Here is a 13,678-nt window from a genome sequence, read left to right on the forward strand (position 1 = left end):
ACAGTTGCCCCCGATGGCAGCACTGTCAACGTCGACCGGGCTGCGTATGGTGGAAGCATGCTCGTTGTCTCGAACGACCCGCGCGCCGAGCTCACGGCACTCTGCGAGCGTGGGCTGGACTGGGGGACCGGCCGAAGCCGTGACCTCCCCGATATGCGCAGCGCTCGCCGGGCCGCGGTTCTCGTGCTGTTCGGTGTGCTCGACGCGGTGCCGGCCGAGGCGCCGGCCGGGCCGGTCCGGGTTCCGCGGGACCTCGACGTTCTGCTGCTGCGCCGTGCCTCCACCCTGGGCAGTCACCCGGGTCAGATCGCCTTTCCGGGCGGCCGGCTCGAAGCATCCGATGCGGGCCCGATCGCGGCGGCGCTACGGGAGGCCGTCGAAGAAACCGGGTTGGATGTCGCCGGCCTCGAACCGCTCGGCACACTGCCCGCGATGCCGGTGCCGGTGAGCAACCATCTCGTCACCCCGGTGCCGGCCTGGTGGACCCGACCCTCCCAGGTGGCCGCGATGGACCACGCCGAAACCGTGGACGTCTTCAGGGTGCCCGTGGCGGATCTGCTCGACCCGGCCAACCGGGCCAACACCGAGCACACCGTCGGCGGCACCGTCTACCGGGCGCCGGCGTTCACCGTGGGCGGGCGGCTCGTCTGGGGCTTCACCGCGATTGTGCTCTCACGCATGTTCGACGAACTCGGCTGGGCCGAGCCGTGGGACCACGATCGCCTCGTGCAGCCCGGCCGATAGCGGGCGCTTGTGCCGTGGTGCTCGGCGGTGCTCTCGGGGGCTTAGGGGTGCTCGGCGCACCTCGTGTGGCCCACCGCGCCCGCTATAGCGGGCGCGCTCGGCCACAGGGGGTGTAGTGACGGCCTGCGGGCGGGGAAGGGCGAGGTCGGAACGTTATCCGGCCGGATGGAACCAATCGCGGGCTGTGGACATTATTAGGTATGACGGCCGCCCGGGGGACCAACGAGTACGAGGTGTGGGGGCGCGCCGTCGAGGGGGATGCGGGGGCGTTCGGGGAGCTCTTCGACGAGCATCGTGACCGGGTCTTCGGTCACGCCCTGCGCGCGCTCGCCTCGCGGCATGACGCCGAAGACGCCACGGCGATCGTGTTCCTCGAGCTCTGGCGCCACCGGCGCCGGGTGCGGGTCGTGAACGGTTCGGTGATCGGCTGGCTGCTCGTGACCACCAACAACGTCTGCCGCAACCAGGCTCGCTCGGCCCGGCGCTACCGCCTGGCCCTGTCGAAGCTCTCGCCCGAACGCTCGCATCCGGACCCGTCGGATGAGCTGGGTGCCGAGCTGGACCGCGACCGCAAGGCCCCGGGCGTGCGGGAGATCTTCGCGCAGCTGAGCGCCCGCGACCAGGACATCCTCACACTCTGCGTTCTGGAGGAGCTGACCACGGCCGAGGCGGCCCTGGCGCTGCGGATCCCGGTCGGCACGGTGAAGTCCCGGCTGTACCGGGCCAAGAACCGGATGGCCGAGCTGATGCTGCAGAGCGCACCGGACGTGCGAGAAGGATGGAGCCTGTGATGACCCCCGACCTGCCGCCGGAACGCACTGACCACCCCGAGATGGACCCGGGTCGCAGCGCCGAGATCCGGGCCCTGCTCCTCCGAACGGTATCTGCAACCCCGCGGCCCCGCGCCGCACGGCTCTCCCGCACGGCTTTCGCGCTGGCCGCGACCGCGGCACTCCTGTTCGCCGGCGGTGTCGGAGCCGGCTCGGTGGTCGCCTACGACCGGTGGTCAGACACTGTCGTCGCCCAGGATTCCAGTGGGCCCGAGCTCGCGGAGGGCCCGATCGGTGAGCTGCCCGGTCAGAGCGCCGCGAGCCCGGGCTTCGCCGCATCGGCGGACACAGATCCCGGCGGCACCGAGCCCGATGCTGACGAGCTTACGGCGGTGCTCGAGCTCAACGGCGAGACCGGGTACGCCTACCGCAGCGATCTCCAGGCGGCGAAGCTCGCTCTCCTCGGCGCCACCGCCGATGCCGCCGAATCAGCGGGCGGCGACAGTCGAGTGCCGATCTATCTCGCCGACGGCGCTACCGTGCTCGGATACCTCGACCCGGCCGGGTTGACCCCGTGAGGCGCTCCCGGGCCGGGGCAGCGACGCTGCCGACTTGAGCGGGCCGTCGTCACCGCGATACCGCCCGCCGAGTCGGATTGCACCGAGGCCGCCATGGCGGCGGGCACGCCCGACGACTGCTACTTTCCGGGCCCGAACGAGCTCACGCTGGTGATCTTCGGGTCTGGCTGTGCCTCGAGGCCGACGCAGTACCGGCACGATGCGCCGACCGGCAGCCTGGAGATCGTCAGCGAGGTCATCATTCCCGCGGGCCATGCCGGTTGCAACGAACCCAGCATCCCGTGGACGACGGTGATCGAGGTTCCCCAGGCGTACAGCGACTACCACAGCGTGAGCGTGGACAACCTCGAGGCGATCCTGCTCGGCTAGTTCGAGTCCCCGGCCTTGGTGGTGGGCTCGCCGTCGACCTGGGCGCGGTCGGCCTTGGCGGCGTCCCCGCGGGTCTTGGCCAGGCTCGCAATGGTTGCCACGGTGACCGTGGCCGCGATGAACACCAGCGAGAACCAGATCGGGATCTCGGGCACCCACAGCACCGGTTCGCCGCCGTTGATGAACGGCACCTCATTGACGTGCAGGGCGTGGAAGACGAGCTTGACGCCGATGAAGGCGAGGATCACGGCGAGGCCCTGGGACAGGTAGACCAGGCGCTCGAGCAGTCCGCCGATGAGGAAGAACAGCTGGCGCAGGCCCATCAAAGCGAAGGCGTTGGCGGTGAAGACGATGTACGCCTCCGACGTGAGTCCGTAGATCGCGGGGATCGAGTCGATCGCGAAGACCAGGTCGATGAAGCCGATCGCGATGATGGTGAGCAGCATCGGGGTGACGTAGCGCTTGCCGTTGATCTTGGTGGTGAGCTTGTCGCGGTCGTACTCCTCGGTGACGGGCAACACCCGGCGGGCCAGGCGCACGAAGAGGTTGTCGGCGGGGTTGCTCTCATGGCCGCGCACCTGCATGTACGCCAGCACGAACAGCAGCGCGCCGAAGAGATAGAACACCCAGGAGAAGTTCTCGATCAGGGCCGCACCCACGGCGATGAACGCGCCGCGCATGATCAGGGCGATGATGATGCCGAACATCAGCACCTTCTGCTGGTACGCCTTGGGCACCGAGAACGCGGCCATCACGATGAGGAACACAAAGAGGTTGTCGATCGACAGCGCCTTCTCGGTGAGGTAGCCGGCGAAGTACTCGCCGCCGTACCGCCAGCCCGATACCAGGCCGATGCCGACGCCGAACAGCAGTGCGAGGCTGATGTAGAACACCGACCAGCGGGCGGATTCGGCCACCGTGGGCTCGTGCGGCTTGCGCACGTGCGCGAAGAACTCGTAGGCAAAGAATGCGATCGTCACGCCGATGGTGATGATCCAGGTCAGGGGAGTGATGTTCAAGGAGGGCTCCAGGACCGGGGATCGCTCGGTGCTCCCCGTGCACGTCCCAGACTAAAGCATTGCTCACGAACACGCTAAGGGCCGACTCGGGGAACAGCCCCATCCGCTGGTCGAGCTTGTCGAGACCGTGAGGTTTCGACAAGCTCAACCAGCGAGGCTAGACCGCTAGTAGCGGCGCGGCGGGCGCTCCGAACGGTCGCCCTGCTGCGGACGGTCGTTGCGGCCGGCCGAGGCGCCGTTGTCGGCGTGGATCTCGATGAGCTTGCCGCTGATCCGGGTCGCCGAGAGACGGCCCAGCACGTCGCCGGTCAGGTCGGCGGGCAGGTCCACCAGGGAGTAGTCGGGCAGGATCTGGATCGCGCCGAAGTCTTCCCGGCTCAGGCCACCCTCGTTGGCGAGGGCGCCGACGATCTGGCGCGGTTCCACCTTGTGGCGCTTGCCGACCTCGATGCGGTACGAGGCCATGGCCCGGCTGCTGTCGCGCGAGCGGCGTTCGGGCCGTTCGCTGCGCAGCGGACGGTCGTCGCGGCTGCCCCGGTCATCGCGGCTACCGCGGTCGTCGCGGCTGCCGCGGTCGTCCCGACGGTCGTTGCGCGCGGGCCGGTCACGGTCGCGGTGCTCGGTGCGCTCACGGTCGAACCGAGCTGCGGCGCGCACGTCGTCGGCGTTGAGCAGCAGCGGGGTCTCACCCTGGGCGACCACGGCGAGGGCGGCGGCCACGTCGGCCTCCGGCACATCGTGGTGCTCAACGTAGTGGCCCACGATGTCGCGGAACGCGGCGATGCGCGCGGTCTCCTCCAGCGCGGCGGTGATCGCGTCGTCGAACCGGGCGAGCCGGGTCACGTTGACGTCTTCGACGCTCGGCAGCTGCATCTGGGTCAACGGCTGGCGGGTGGCGCGCTCGATGGCGTTGAGCAGGTGACGCTCACGCGGGGTGACGAAGCTGATCGCGGCGCCGCTGCGGCCCGCGCGGCCGGTGCGGCCGATGCGGTGCACGTAGGACTCGGTGTCGATCGGGATGTCGTAGTTGATGACGTGGCTGATGCGCTCCACGTCGAGGCCGCGCGCGGCGACATCCGTGGCGACGAGAATGTCCAGCTTGCCGCTCTTGAGCTGCTCCACGGTGCGCTCACGCTGCACCTGGGGCACGTCGCCGTTGATGGCGGTGGCGGAGTAGCCGCGGGCACGCAGCTTCTCGGCGAGCGTCTCGGTCTCGTTCTTGGTGCGGGTGAAGACGATCATGCCCTCGAAGTTCTCCACCTCGAGGATGCGGGTGAGCGCATCGACCTTCTGCGGGTACGAGACCAGCAGGTAGCGCTGGGTGGTGTTCACCGAGGTCGTGGTCTTGTTCTTGACCGTGATCTCTTCGGGGTCGTTGAGGTACTGCTTGGAGATGCGACGGATCGCAGCGGGCATGGTGGCGGAGAACAGGGCCACCTGCTTGTCGTCCGGGGTGTCGGCGAGGATCGTCTCGACGTCTTCGGCGAAGCCCATCTTGAGCATCTCGTCGGCCTCGTCGAGCACCAGGTACTTGAGCTGGGTGAGGTCGAGGGTGCCCTTTTCGAGGTGGTCCATGATGCGGCCGGGAGTACCGACGACAACGTGCACGCCACGGCGCAGCGCAGACAGCTGGATGCCGTAGCCCTGCCCGCCGTAGACGGGCAGCACGTGCACACCCTTCATGTGGGAGGCGTACTTCTCAAAGGCCTCACAGACCTGCAGGGCGAGTTCGCGGGTGGGGGCGAGCACCAGGGCCTGGGGGCTCTTCTGGGACATGTCGAGGCGGGAGAGGATCGGCAGCGCGAACGCTGCCGTCTTGCCGGTGCCGGTCTGGGCGAGTCCGACGACGTCGCGGCCGTCGAGGAGCGGGGGAATGGTGGCAGCCTGGATGGCCGACGGGGTCTCGTAGCCGACATCTTTGAGGGCCTTGAGAACGGAGTCACTGAGCCCAAGCTCGGAGAACGTGATGGTCGGAGGGGCAGTGGCTGCCTCGGTCGGTGCAGTTGAATCAGGAGGCGTCATAGTACTACGGTAGCCGGTCGAAGTGCTCACCCAGTTCGGGAGCACCAAATCGGCCGGATACGGGCCGGCTGCCGGCACTGGTGGAAGGGTCCGGACAGGCGCAAAATGACCCTAGACGGTGGATGTGACTGAGGTATCCCCGTTCTGTGGAAGGTGCTCCTGATGGTGGCGTTCTGGGTGCTGCTGGCACTCGCGGTGATCCTGCTGATCGTGCTGGCGGCGTTGTCGATCCGAGTGGTGACGCAATACGAGCAGGGCGTGTTGCTGCGCTTCGGCCGGCTGGTCGGCACGTTGAAGCCGGGCCTGCATCTCATCATCCCGTTCATCGACGTCATGCACCGGGTCTCCCTGCGCATCGTGACCCTGCCCATCGAATCGCAGGGCATCATCACCCGGGACAACGTCAGTGTCGGGGTCTCGGCGGTGGCCTACTACCGGGTGATCGATTCGGTGAAGTCGGTCGTGGAGATCGAGAACGTGCGGAGCGCGATTGAACAGATCGCCCAGACCACTCTTCGCAAGGTGGTCGGTCAGCACGCCCTCGACGAGACCCTGACCAATACCCAGGTGCTCAATGTGAGCGTGCGGGAGATCCTGGATGCCCAAACCCTCGGCTGGGGGGTGGAGGTGACCCTTGTCGAGCTCAAGGACATCATGTTGCCGGACACCATGAAGCGGTCGATGGCCAAGCAGGCCGAGGCCGAGCGGGAGAAGCGGGCCAAGATCATCAACGCCGAGGGTGAGCAGTTGGCCGCCGCGACACTCGGCCAGGCGGCGGACATCATGTTGGCGCATCCGATCGCTCTGCAACTGCGCAACCTGCAGACACTCGTGGAGATCGGCGTCGACAGGAACACCATCGTCGTGTTCCCCGCCCCGCTGATGAGCACCATCAGCGAACTCGGCGCCTTCCTGGCCCGGGAGTCCCGGAACGCGGCCGCATCCGCCGCCGACACGGACTGAGCCCGGACCGTCAGTCGTCGACCGCGCTGGCCGCGGTGCCCGATGCCGGTGCGCCCGAGTGCAGGCTCCGGTGCAGGGCGGCGGCGAGAACGGCGATGTCCACATCGTGGGACTGGCCGGGCAGCTCGACGTGTCTTCCGTTCGGCAGTGCGGTGGCCAGGGCCCGGGCTGACTCACGGATGGACTCCGGTGCGAATTCGCCGCTCAGCACCACCGCGGGAACCTGGATGGCTTCAATCCGGTCGTAGGGGAGCAACCCGTCGCCGAGAACCGCATCGTCGTACGCGAGGGTGGGCGCGATCGCCTCGAATCCGGCCCACATCGGCGTCTGCCGCATCCCCGAGATCTGCTCGGCCGGCATGCCCACCCGGGCCAGGAAGAGGGCCATGGCGTCACCGCGGTGTCCTGAGGCCAGCGCCGCGGCCAGATTCCGGGAGTATGCGGTGACGACGGGATCCAGGTCAATGCTCACCGGCACCTCGTAGACGGCCAGCTCGCTGACCGACCCGTCGAGCTGGGCCGCGGCAGCGATGACCAGGGCTCCGCCACTTGACATGCCGAAGAGGGCCGCGGTGCCGCCGGCCAGCTGGATCAACGCTGCGATGTCGTCGATCTCCCGGTCTACCGCGAACGGCATGGTGTCGCTGCTGGCGCCGCGGCCGCGGCGATCGTAGACGTACACGGTGAAGCTGTCGGCCATCAGCGCGGCCAGGGGGCGCATCGGCCCGGCGTCGCGGTAACAGGTGGCGCCGTCGACCAGGATCAGGGCTGGGCCGGTGCCGAGACTGTCGAAGGCGATGGTGGTGCCATCGCGCGACCTGACTGTGGGCATGGTGTCTCCTTCGAAATCTCGGCGGGGTCGGAATGGCCTGCGACGGCGCAGCTGCTCGCTCACACCGTGCCACCGGGTGAGGGGAGCGGTCAACCGCTTGCGCCGGATGATCTGCGGGGTCTGCACAGACGTGCTCCACCCGGTGCCGTGTTGTGCCCCCGCACGGGAGCTGTTCGCGGGAGTATGGCTGCATGGCCATTACTGAGCAACAGCCCTGGGTTAAGCACTACCAGCCGGGGGTGCCCGCAGAAATTGACTACCCCACCACCTCACTCGTCGAGATGCTCGAGCACGCGGTCGCGGAGGCCGGTGACGCGCCGGCGCTGGAGTTCTTCGGGCGCCGCACCAGCTACGCCGAGCTCGGCGCCCAGATCGACAAGGCGGCCGAGGGGCTGCGCCTGCTCGGGGTGCGCGCCGGCGACAGGGTCGCGTTGATCCTGCCGAACTGCCCGCAACACGTCGTGGCGTTCTACGCCGTTCTGCGCCTGGGCGGCGTGGTCGTTGAGCACAACCCGCTTTACACCTCACCGGAGCTGCGGCACCAGTTCGAAGACCACCAGGCCCGCATCGTGATCGCCTGGGACAAGGTCGCCCCGACGGTACGCGCGTTCCCGGCCGACATCGAGATCGACCACATCGTCTCGGTCAACCTGCTGCAGGCGTTCCCGACCGTCAAGCGGTTGGCCCTGTACCTTCCCGTGAAGAGCCTGCGCGAGTCCCGCGCGGCGCTGACCGGCTCGGCGGCCGGCACGACCCCGTGGAAGGACCTGTTCAGCCATGGACGGGTAGACCCGACCCACCCGCGTCCGGCAATGCACGACCTCGCGGCCATCCAGTACACCTCCGGCACCACCGGCCGGCCCAAGGGTGCCATGCTCACCCATTACAACCTGCACTGCAATGCGCTGCAGGGCGAGGCCTGGATGCATGGCGCCGAGTACCGCAAGGAGGTCTTCTACGCGATCCTGCCGATGTTCCACTCCTTCGGCCTCACGCTGTACCTGACCTACGGCATCCACAAGCAGGCCCTGATCGTGCTGTTCCCCAAGTTCGATCCGAAAACCGTGCTGGACACGATGAAGAAGACCCCGGCCACGGTGTACTGCGCAGTGCCGCCGATCTACGAGCGCACCGCGCTCGCCGCGAAGGAACGCGGCATCTCGTTGCGCTCCTGCAAGTTCTGCATCTCGGGGGCGATGAACCTGCCCGACCACGTGGTGGAGCTGTGGGAATCGGTGTCCGGCGGACTGCTCGTGGAGGGCTTCGGCATGACCGAGGCGTCCCCGGTGGCGATGGGTAATCCGTTCTACCCGACCCGCCGCCCCGGCACCGTCGGCATCCCGTTCTCGTCGACCCTGATGAAGGTCACCGACCCCGATGACCCGACAACCGAGGTGGAGAAGGGACAGCCGGGAGAGCTGCTGCTCAAGGGCCCGCAGGTGTTCCAGGGCTACTGGAACAACCCTGAGGAGACCGCCAAGACCCTCACTCCCGACGGCTGGCTGCGCACCGGTGACATCGTCACCGTGGACGAGGACGGCTTCTCCACCATCGTCGACCGGGCCAAGGACCTGATCATCACCGGTGGCTTCAACGTGGCGCCCACCGAGGTGGAGACCGTGCTGCGACTGCACGCCTCGGTGACGGATGCCGCCGTGTTCGGCAAGCCGCTGGAGCGAGGCGGCGAAATGGTCGTCGCCGCGGTCGAGCTCGAACCCGGCGCGACGCTGGACGAGAAGGCCCTGCAGGACCACTGCCGGGAGCACCTGGCCGCCTACAAGATTCCCCGCCGGATCGTGCAGATCACCGACACCCCCCGCACGATGCTCGGCAAGGTCCTCCGCCGCAAGGTACGCGAGCGGGTGCTGCCGACCCTCTGAACCACCTTCACCCGTCGCGGGTGACGCGAGCGCTGCCGGAGGGCTGGACACTGAGACCTCCGGCAGCCGGAGACGACGGCGCACCTGCGTGCCCATCGTTCGCATCATCGAGCGAAGTGGAGTGCAATATGACTGAGAGCATCGACGAACTCGGGCCGGTCGATTGGATCGTCGTGGAGTTTCCGGGCAGCACCTTCAACGGCTCGATCGCCCCGGAGCTCACGAAGCTCGTTGACCGGGGCCTGGTGAAGATCCTGGACCTGCTGATCCTCAAGAAAGACGCCGACGGCGTCCTGGAAATCGCCGAACTCTCGGATCTCGAAGACGGCGAACTCGGGGAGCTGCGGGCCTTCGAGACCGAACTGGCCACCCTCCTCAGCGAGGACGACGTGATCTCCGCGGCCGAGGCCATCGAGCCCGGAAGCACCGCAGCGCTCCTGGTCTGGGAGAACCTCTGGGCCGCTCCGTTCGGCGCGTCGGTGCGGCACGCCGGCGGTCAGCTGGTGGCCAGCGGCCGTATCCCGGTGCAGGCTCTGTTCGCCGCAATTGAAGCCGATGACACTGAAGGAGCCTGAGATGCCTCTCGCACGCAGACGGGTCGGTCGACCCGGAGTGATCGGGGCCCCCGTGGCCCGCACCGCCGCCACAGTGGGCACGGCGGCCGTCGTCGCCCACGGAGTTCGCCGCCGCGGAGACCGGCGGGACGACCGGCGCGACGACAGGGACGACCGCCGTTGATCCGCTGAGTTCCTTGACTCCATGACACTCAGCGATATATCGTTGAGTGTCGTGGAAGTTCCGCGACGCGTGCTCGCAAGACCAGCGACGCACGACCTCGTGAAAGGACGAATGCGATCATGAAGCGCTTTCACCACACACACCATCCAGAGTCCGGCGCCCCTGAATTCGGCGCCCCTGATTGCGGCCCGGGGATGAGCCGTGCCCACCACGACTCGCCCCAGGGTCACGGTCGTGGTTTCGGCCGGGGATTCGGTCCCGGCGGTCCCATTGGGCCCGGCTTCGGCGGTTTCGGCCCGGGATTCGGCCCCGGCGGTCCCCGCGGCTCACGTCGCGCCAACAAGGGCGACGTTCGTTCCGCGATCCTCTCGCTGCTGGCCGACGGCCCCTCCAACGGCTACGGACTCATCCGGGCCATCGAGGAGAAGACCGGCGGCGCCTGGCGTCCCAGTCCCGGCTCCATCTACCCGACCCTGCAGCAGCTCGTCGACGAGGAGCTCATTTCGCCGACCGGCACCGAACGCCGAACGGACTACGAACTCACCGAATCCGGCCGGGCCTACCTGGCCGAGCACGCCGACGACCTCAAGAAGGCGTGGGAAGCCACTCCAGGGCAGTCCGACGCCGACACCGCCTTCCACGAGAGTGTCGGCAAGCTTTTCGGCGTTGTGCACCAGTTCCGCTCCTCGGCGACCGACGCCCAGCGTGCCGCCGCCACCGAGAAACTCGACGAGGTACGCCGCGCGCTGTACCTGATCCTCGCCGACTGAACCGTTCGGGCGCGGACATTCCCTGCGCCCGGTCGGCGACCGGGCCAGAATGGCGGCATGTCCACGAGCCCAGCAGACAGCGCCACCCCGCAGCCATGACCGCCTCGGCGCTGATCCTCGGTCCGATGCTGCGGTACGTCGATACCGACTCCGCCAGTGTCTGGGTCGAGACCGCGCGGGCCGCGCGGGTCACGGTGCGGGCCGGCGCCAGAACCTGGTCGGCGCACACCTTCGCCGTGCACGCGCATCACTACGCGCTGGTGCAGGTCGACGGGCTGGCACCGGGCACGACCACCCCCTACGCGGTCGACGTCGACGGTCTACAGGCCTGGCCGCCGGCGCCGTCGCGATTTCCGGCATCCGTCATCAGCACGCTCACGCCCGGAGCAGCCTTGCAACTGGCGTTCGGCTCGTGCCGCACCAGCGTGCCGCACGACGCGACAGGCAACCGCACCCACGGTGTGGACGCCCTGCGCAGCTACGCCCTGCAGATGGCGGCGCAGCCCGGCCGATTCTCCTGGCCCGACCTCGTGCTCTTCCTGGGCGACCAGGTCTACGCCGACACGACGAGCGAGCAGATGCAGGAGTTCATTCGTGCCCGGCGGGACCTCAACGAGCCCCCAGGCGAGGAGTTGGCCGACTTCGAGGAGTATGCGCACCTCTACGGCCTGGCCTGGTCCGACCCGGCGAATCGGTGGTTGCTGTCGACGGTGCCCACCGCGATGATTTTCGACGACCACGATATTCGTGACGACTGGAACGCATCGCTCAGTTGGAAGCGTGAGATGGAGCAAACCACCTGGTGGCGCGGGCGGCTGGTCGCCGGGCTGGCCTCGTATTGGGTGTACCAGCATCTGGGCAACCTGTCGCCCGCCGAGCTGGCAGCCGATGTGATCTGGCGGCTCATCGCCGGCCATGACGGCGACGCCGAGCTTGACCTCAGTGACGCACTCGACGCTTTCGTCGAGCGTGCCGACGCCGAGCCGGCCAGCTATCGCTGGAGCTACTGCCGGGACCATGGCGACAGCCGGCTGATCGTGATCGATTCCCGCGTCGCACGGAGGCTCGACCCCGAAGACCGGGCCCTGATCGACGATGCCGAATCCGGCTGGCTCGACCAACGGATGCGCGGCGGCTTCCGCCATCTGCTGGTCGGCACCTCGTTGCCCTTCCTACTGCCGACGGGCCTGCACCACCTGGAGGCCTGGAATGAGGCGACAGCCGAGGGCGCCTGGGGCCGGCCGATGGCCGCCGTCAGCGAGAAGCTCCGCCAGGCCCTCGATCTCGAACACTGGGCTGCCTTCCAGTCGAGCTTTCGCCGGGTGGCGCAGATGGCCACCGAGGTGGCCGACGGCAAACGTGGCCCGGCCCCGGACACCATCACCTTTCTCTCCGGTGACGTGCACTACTCCTATGTCGCCGAGGTGGAGCGCAGCTCGGGCAGCCGCATCATCCAGGCCGTCTGTTCGCCGATCCGCAACCCGTTGGCCCTGCCGCTCCGGTCATTTTCGGCCGTGCTGTCCTATGCCATTGCAAACCGTCTCAGCGAACTGCTTGCCCGCTCGGCCGGGGTGCCCGCGTCGCCGCTGCGGTGGCGGGGGCTCCGCGGTCCGTGGTTCGAGAACTGCCTCGCCAGCGTCTCGGTGACGCCGGCGGGGCTGCGGTTCCGCTGGATCACCGGGATCGTTCGAGGCGATGGCCGGGCGCGGCCCCGGGTGAAGGAAATCGCTGTCATCACCGTGGCGCCGCGCCGCTGAGAATTGGCTCTACGCGCTCGCGAGCCAGAGGTCGGGACCGAAGACCTCGTAGTGGATGCGGGCGGCCGGGACCCCGGATGCCAGCGCCTGTGCGCGCATCGCCCGCATGAACGGCAGCGGCCCGCACAGGTACACCGACGCGTCGTCGGGGATCGTCACGGAATCCAGTGACATGAAACCGTCATGCGCGCTGTCCTGGGCGCTCGGAGCCTCGAGCCAGAGCTCCAGTTCGGCCGTTTCCAGGATGGCGACGTCGGCGCGCATCTGCTCGCGCAGCGCCCAGCGCTCGATGGTGCTCTCGGCGTGCAGCACCAGCACCTTCCGCTCCGACCCGGTCTCGACCAGCGAGCGCAGGATCGACGCCAGCGGGGTGCAGCCGATGCCGGCCGACGCCAGCACGAGAGGTCCGTCGCCCGTGCTCAGGGTGATGTCGCCGCAGGGGTTGGAGAGGGTCAGCTGGTCGCCGACCTGCACCTCGCGGTGCAAGACGGGGGATACCTCCCCGTCGTTGTCCAGCTTCACCGTGAACACCCGGGTCGCGGTATCGGTGCCGGCCGAGAGGGAGTACTGCCGCACCTGGTGGATCCCATCGGGCATCCGCACCGTCACTCCCACGTACTGGCCGGGCCGGGACGCGGACGGCGGGGTGTCATCGTACGGCACGAGGGTGAACGTCACGGCGTCGCTGCCGGCGGGCTCCCGGTGCGTGACCGTCCACGGCGCGAGCGGCTTGTCGCTGGCCGCGGCGGCGTACAGGCCGGTCTCCTGCTTGATCAGGGCGTGCGCCATCAGCCAGTAGACCTCGGTCCAGGCAGCCGCGATCTCGGCCGTGATGACGTCGCTGAGCTCGGCGGCGATGGACTCGAAGAGGTACTTGTACACCACGTCGTACTGCTCGGGCAGGATGCCGAGGGAGACGTGCTTGTGCGCGATGCGGGAGAGCATGATCTCCGGCGCGCTGGTGGGGTCTTTCACGAGATGCGCGGCGAACGCGGCGATGCTGCCCGCGAGGGCCTGCTGCTGCACGCCGCTCTTCTGGTTCGAGCGGCTGAACAGGCCGTCGAAGAGTTCGGGATGCGCGGTGAACATGCGGGCGTAGAACCCGTTGGCGATGGCGGGCAGCCGTTCACCGACCAGGGGGAGCGTGGCTTCGATGAGGGGGTGGGACTGGGGGGACAGCATGCCGGCTCCTGGTGTGTGGGGGAGTAGTACGGGTGGACGGGGAGTCTCACGGTA

Annotated in this window: 14 protein-coding genes; 10 read left to right on the forward strand and 4 right to left on the reverse strand. The window is 68.3% G+C overall.

What is annotated here, in order from left to right; genetic code table 11:
* Positions 1-57: 57 nt before the first annotated feature.
* From CXY76_RS13770 to CXY76_RS13785, 4 genes are all read left to right on the forward strand, one after another.
* On the forward strand, positions 58-744 hold the full coding sequence (locus tag CXY76_RS13770; RefSeq protein ID WP_104165432.1) for a CoA pyrophosphatase: 687 nt from the start codon (positions 58-60) through the stop codon (positions 742-744).
* A 200-nt stretch (positions 745-944) separates the two neighbouring features.
* The gene (locus CXY76_RS13775; RefSeq protein ID WP_104165434.1) at positions 945-1,535 is read left to right on the forward strand and encodes an RNA polymerase sigma factor; all 591 of its coding nucleotides are present in this window, start codon (positions 945-947) and stop codon (positions 1,533-1,535) included.
* Positions 1,532-2,092, forward strand: a complete 561-nt coding sequence (locus tag CXY76_RS13780) for a hypothetical protein (protein ID WP_146073462.1) — start codon at positions 1,532-1,534, stop codon at positions 2,090-2,092. The genes CXY76_RS13775 and CXY76_RS13780 overlap by 4 nt, the downstream gene beginning before the upstream one ends.
* A 93-nt stretch (positions 2,093-2,185) precedes the next feature.
* On the forward strand, positions 2,186-2,461 hold the full coding sequence (locus CXY76_RS13785) for a hypothetical protein (RefSeq protein WP_104165438.1): 276 nt from the start codon (positions 2,186-2,188) through the stop codon (positions 2,459-2,461).
* Here the strand turns inward: CXY76_RS13785 and CXY76_RS13790 are convergent.
* Both CXY76_RS13790 and CXY76_RS13795 read right to left on the reverse strand, forming a co-directional pair.
* Entirely contained in the window at positions 2,458-3,480 is a 1,023-nt protein-coding gene (locus CXY76_RS13790) for a TerC family protein (protein ID WP_104165440.1), read from the reverse strand. The genes CXY76_RS13785 and CXY76_RS13790 overlap by 4 nt on opposite strands.
* Before the next feature lie 165 nt (positions 3,481-3,645).
* Positions 3,646-5,502 (reverse strand): DEAD/DEAH box helicase, encoded by a 1,857-nt coding sequence (locus CXY76_RS13795; RefSeq protein WP_104165442.1) that lies wholly within the window; start codon positions 5,500-5,502, stop codon positions 3,646-3,648.
* A 162-nt stretch (positions 5,503-5,664) separates the two neighbouring features.
* On the opposite strand from CXY76_RS13795, the gene CXY76_RS13800 reads away from it, so the two are divergent.
* A complete protein-coding gene (locus CXY76_RS13800) occupies positions 5,665-6,465 on the forward strand; it encodes a slipin family protein (RefSeq protein WP_199190310.1) in 801 nt (266 codons plus the stop codon).
* Positions 6,466-6,475: 10 nt separating this feature from the next.
* On the opposite strand, the gene CXY76_RS13805 is transcribed toward CXY76_RS13800, so the two are convergent.
* Positions 6,476-7,297 (reverse strand): alpha/beta fold hydrolase, encoded by an 822-nt coding sequence (locus tag CXY76_RS13805; RefSeq protein WP_104165445.1) that lies wholly within the window; start codon positions 7,295-7,297, stop codon positions 6,476-6,478.
* A gap of 191 nt (positions 7,298-7,488) precedes the next feature.
* Between CXY76_RS13805 and CXY76_RS13810 the strand changes: the two genes are divergently transcribed.
* The 5 genes from CXY76_RS13810 (at position 7,489) to CXY76_RS13825 (ending at position 12,442) form a co-directional block, all read left to right on the forward strand.
* The gene (locus CXY76_RS13810) at positions 7,489-9,177 is read left to right on the forward strand and encodes a long-chain-fatty-acid--CoA ligase (RefSeq protein WP_104165447.1); all 1,689 of its coding nucleotides are present in this window, start codon (positions 7,489-7,491) and stop codon (positions 9,175-9,177) included.
* A gap of 128 nt (positions 9,178-9,305) precedes the next feature.
* The gene (locus CXY76_RS13815; RefSeq protein ID WP_104165450.1) at positions 9,306-9,752 is read left to right on the forward strand and encodes a DUF6325 family protein; all 447 of its coding nucleotides are present in this window, start codon (positions 9,306-9,308) and stop codon (positions 9,750-9,752) included.
* A 1-nt stretch (position 9,753) separates the two neighbouring features.
* On the forward strand, positions 9,754-9,915 hold the full coding sequence (locus CXY76_RS19430) for a hypothetical protein (RefSeq protein ID WP_158253909.1): 162 nt from the start codon (positions 9,754-9,756) through the stop codon (positions 9,913-9,915).
* A gap of 119 nt (positions 9,916-10,034) precedes the next feature.
* Positions 10,035-10,685 carry a PadR family transcriptional regulator gene (locus CXY76_RS13820; protein WP_104165452.1) on the forward strand — a complete coding sequence of 217 codons (651 nt, stop codon included), beginning with the start codon at positions 10,035-10,037 and terminating at the stop codon, positions 10,683-10,685.
* A 95-nt stretch (positions 10,686-10,780) separates the two neighbouring features.
* Complete coding sequence (locus tag CXY76_RS13825) at positions 10,781-12,442, forward strand: alkaline phosphatase D family protein (protein WP_104165454.1); 1,662 nt, start codon at positions 10,781-10,783, stop codon at positions 12,440-12,442.
* A gap of 9 nt (positions 12,443-12,451) precedes the next feature.
* On the opposite strand, the gene CXY76_RS13830 is transcribed toward CXY76_RS13825, so the two are convergent.
* Positions 12,452-13,624: a globin domain-containing protein gene (locus CXY76_RS13830; protein ID WP_104165456.1), complete on the reverse strand. Its 1,173-nt coding sequence runs from the start codon at positions 13,622-13,624 to the stop codon at positions 12,452-12,454.
* Positions 13,625-13,678 lie beyond the last annotated feature (54 nt).

Source organism: Cryobacterium sp. N22 (genome assembly GCF_002929555.1).
In the GTDB taxonomy this organism is placed as follows: Bacteria; Actinomycetota; Actinomycetes; order Actinomycetales; family Microbacteriaceae; genus Cryobacterium.

Coding starts and splice junctions, on each gene's coding strand:
- CXY76_RS13770 (WP_104165432.1), top strand. CDS start 58: ATGCTCGTTGTCTCGAACGACCCGCGCGCCGAGCTCACGGCACTCTGC.
- CXY76_RS13805 (WP_104165445.1), bottom strand. CDS start 7,297: ATGCCCACAGTCAGGTCGCGCGATGGCACCACCATCGCCTTCGACAGT.
- CXY76_RS13825 (WP_104165454.1), top strand. CDS start 10,781: ATGACCGCCTCGGCGCTGATCCTCGGTCCGATGCTGCGGTACGTCGAT.
- CXY76_RS13785 (WP_104165438.1), top strand. CDS start 2,186: ATGGCGGCGGGCACGCCCGACGACTGCTACTTTCCGGGCCCGAACGAG.
- CXY76_RS19430 (WP_158253909.1), top strand. CDS start 9,754: ATGCCTCTCGCACGCAGACGGGTCGGTCGACCCGGAGTGATCGGGGCC.
- CXY76_RS13810 (WP_104165447.1), top strand. CDS start 7,489: ATGGCCATTACTGAGCAACAGCCCTGGGTTAAGCACTACCAGCCGGGG.
- CXY76_RS13795 (WP_104165442.1), bottom strand. CDS start 5,502: ATGACGCCTCCTGATTCAACTGCACCGACCGAGGCAGCCACTGCCCCT.
- CXY76_RS13820 (WP_104165452.1), top strand. CDS start 10,035: ATGAAGCGCTTTCACCACACACACCATCCAGAGTCCGGCGCCCCTGAA.
- CXY76_RS13830 (WP_104165456.1), bottom strand. CDS start 13,624: ATGCTGTCCCCCCAGTCCCACCCCCTCATCGAAGCCACGCTCCCCCTG.
- CXY76_RS13815 (WP_104165450.1), top strand. CDS start 9,306: ATGACTGAGAGCATCGACGAACTCGGGCCGGTCGATTGGATCGTCGTG.
- CXY76_RS13800 (WP_199190310.1), top strand. CDS start 5,665: ATGGTGGCGTTCTGGGTGCTGCTGGCACTCGCGGTGATCCTGCTGATC.
- CXY76_RS13775 (WP_104165434.1), top strand. CDS start 945: ATGACGGCCGCCCGGGGGACCAACGAGTACGAGGTGTGGGGGCGCGCC.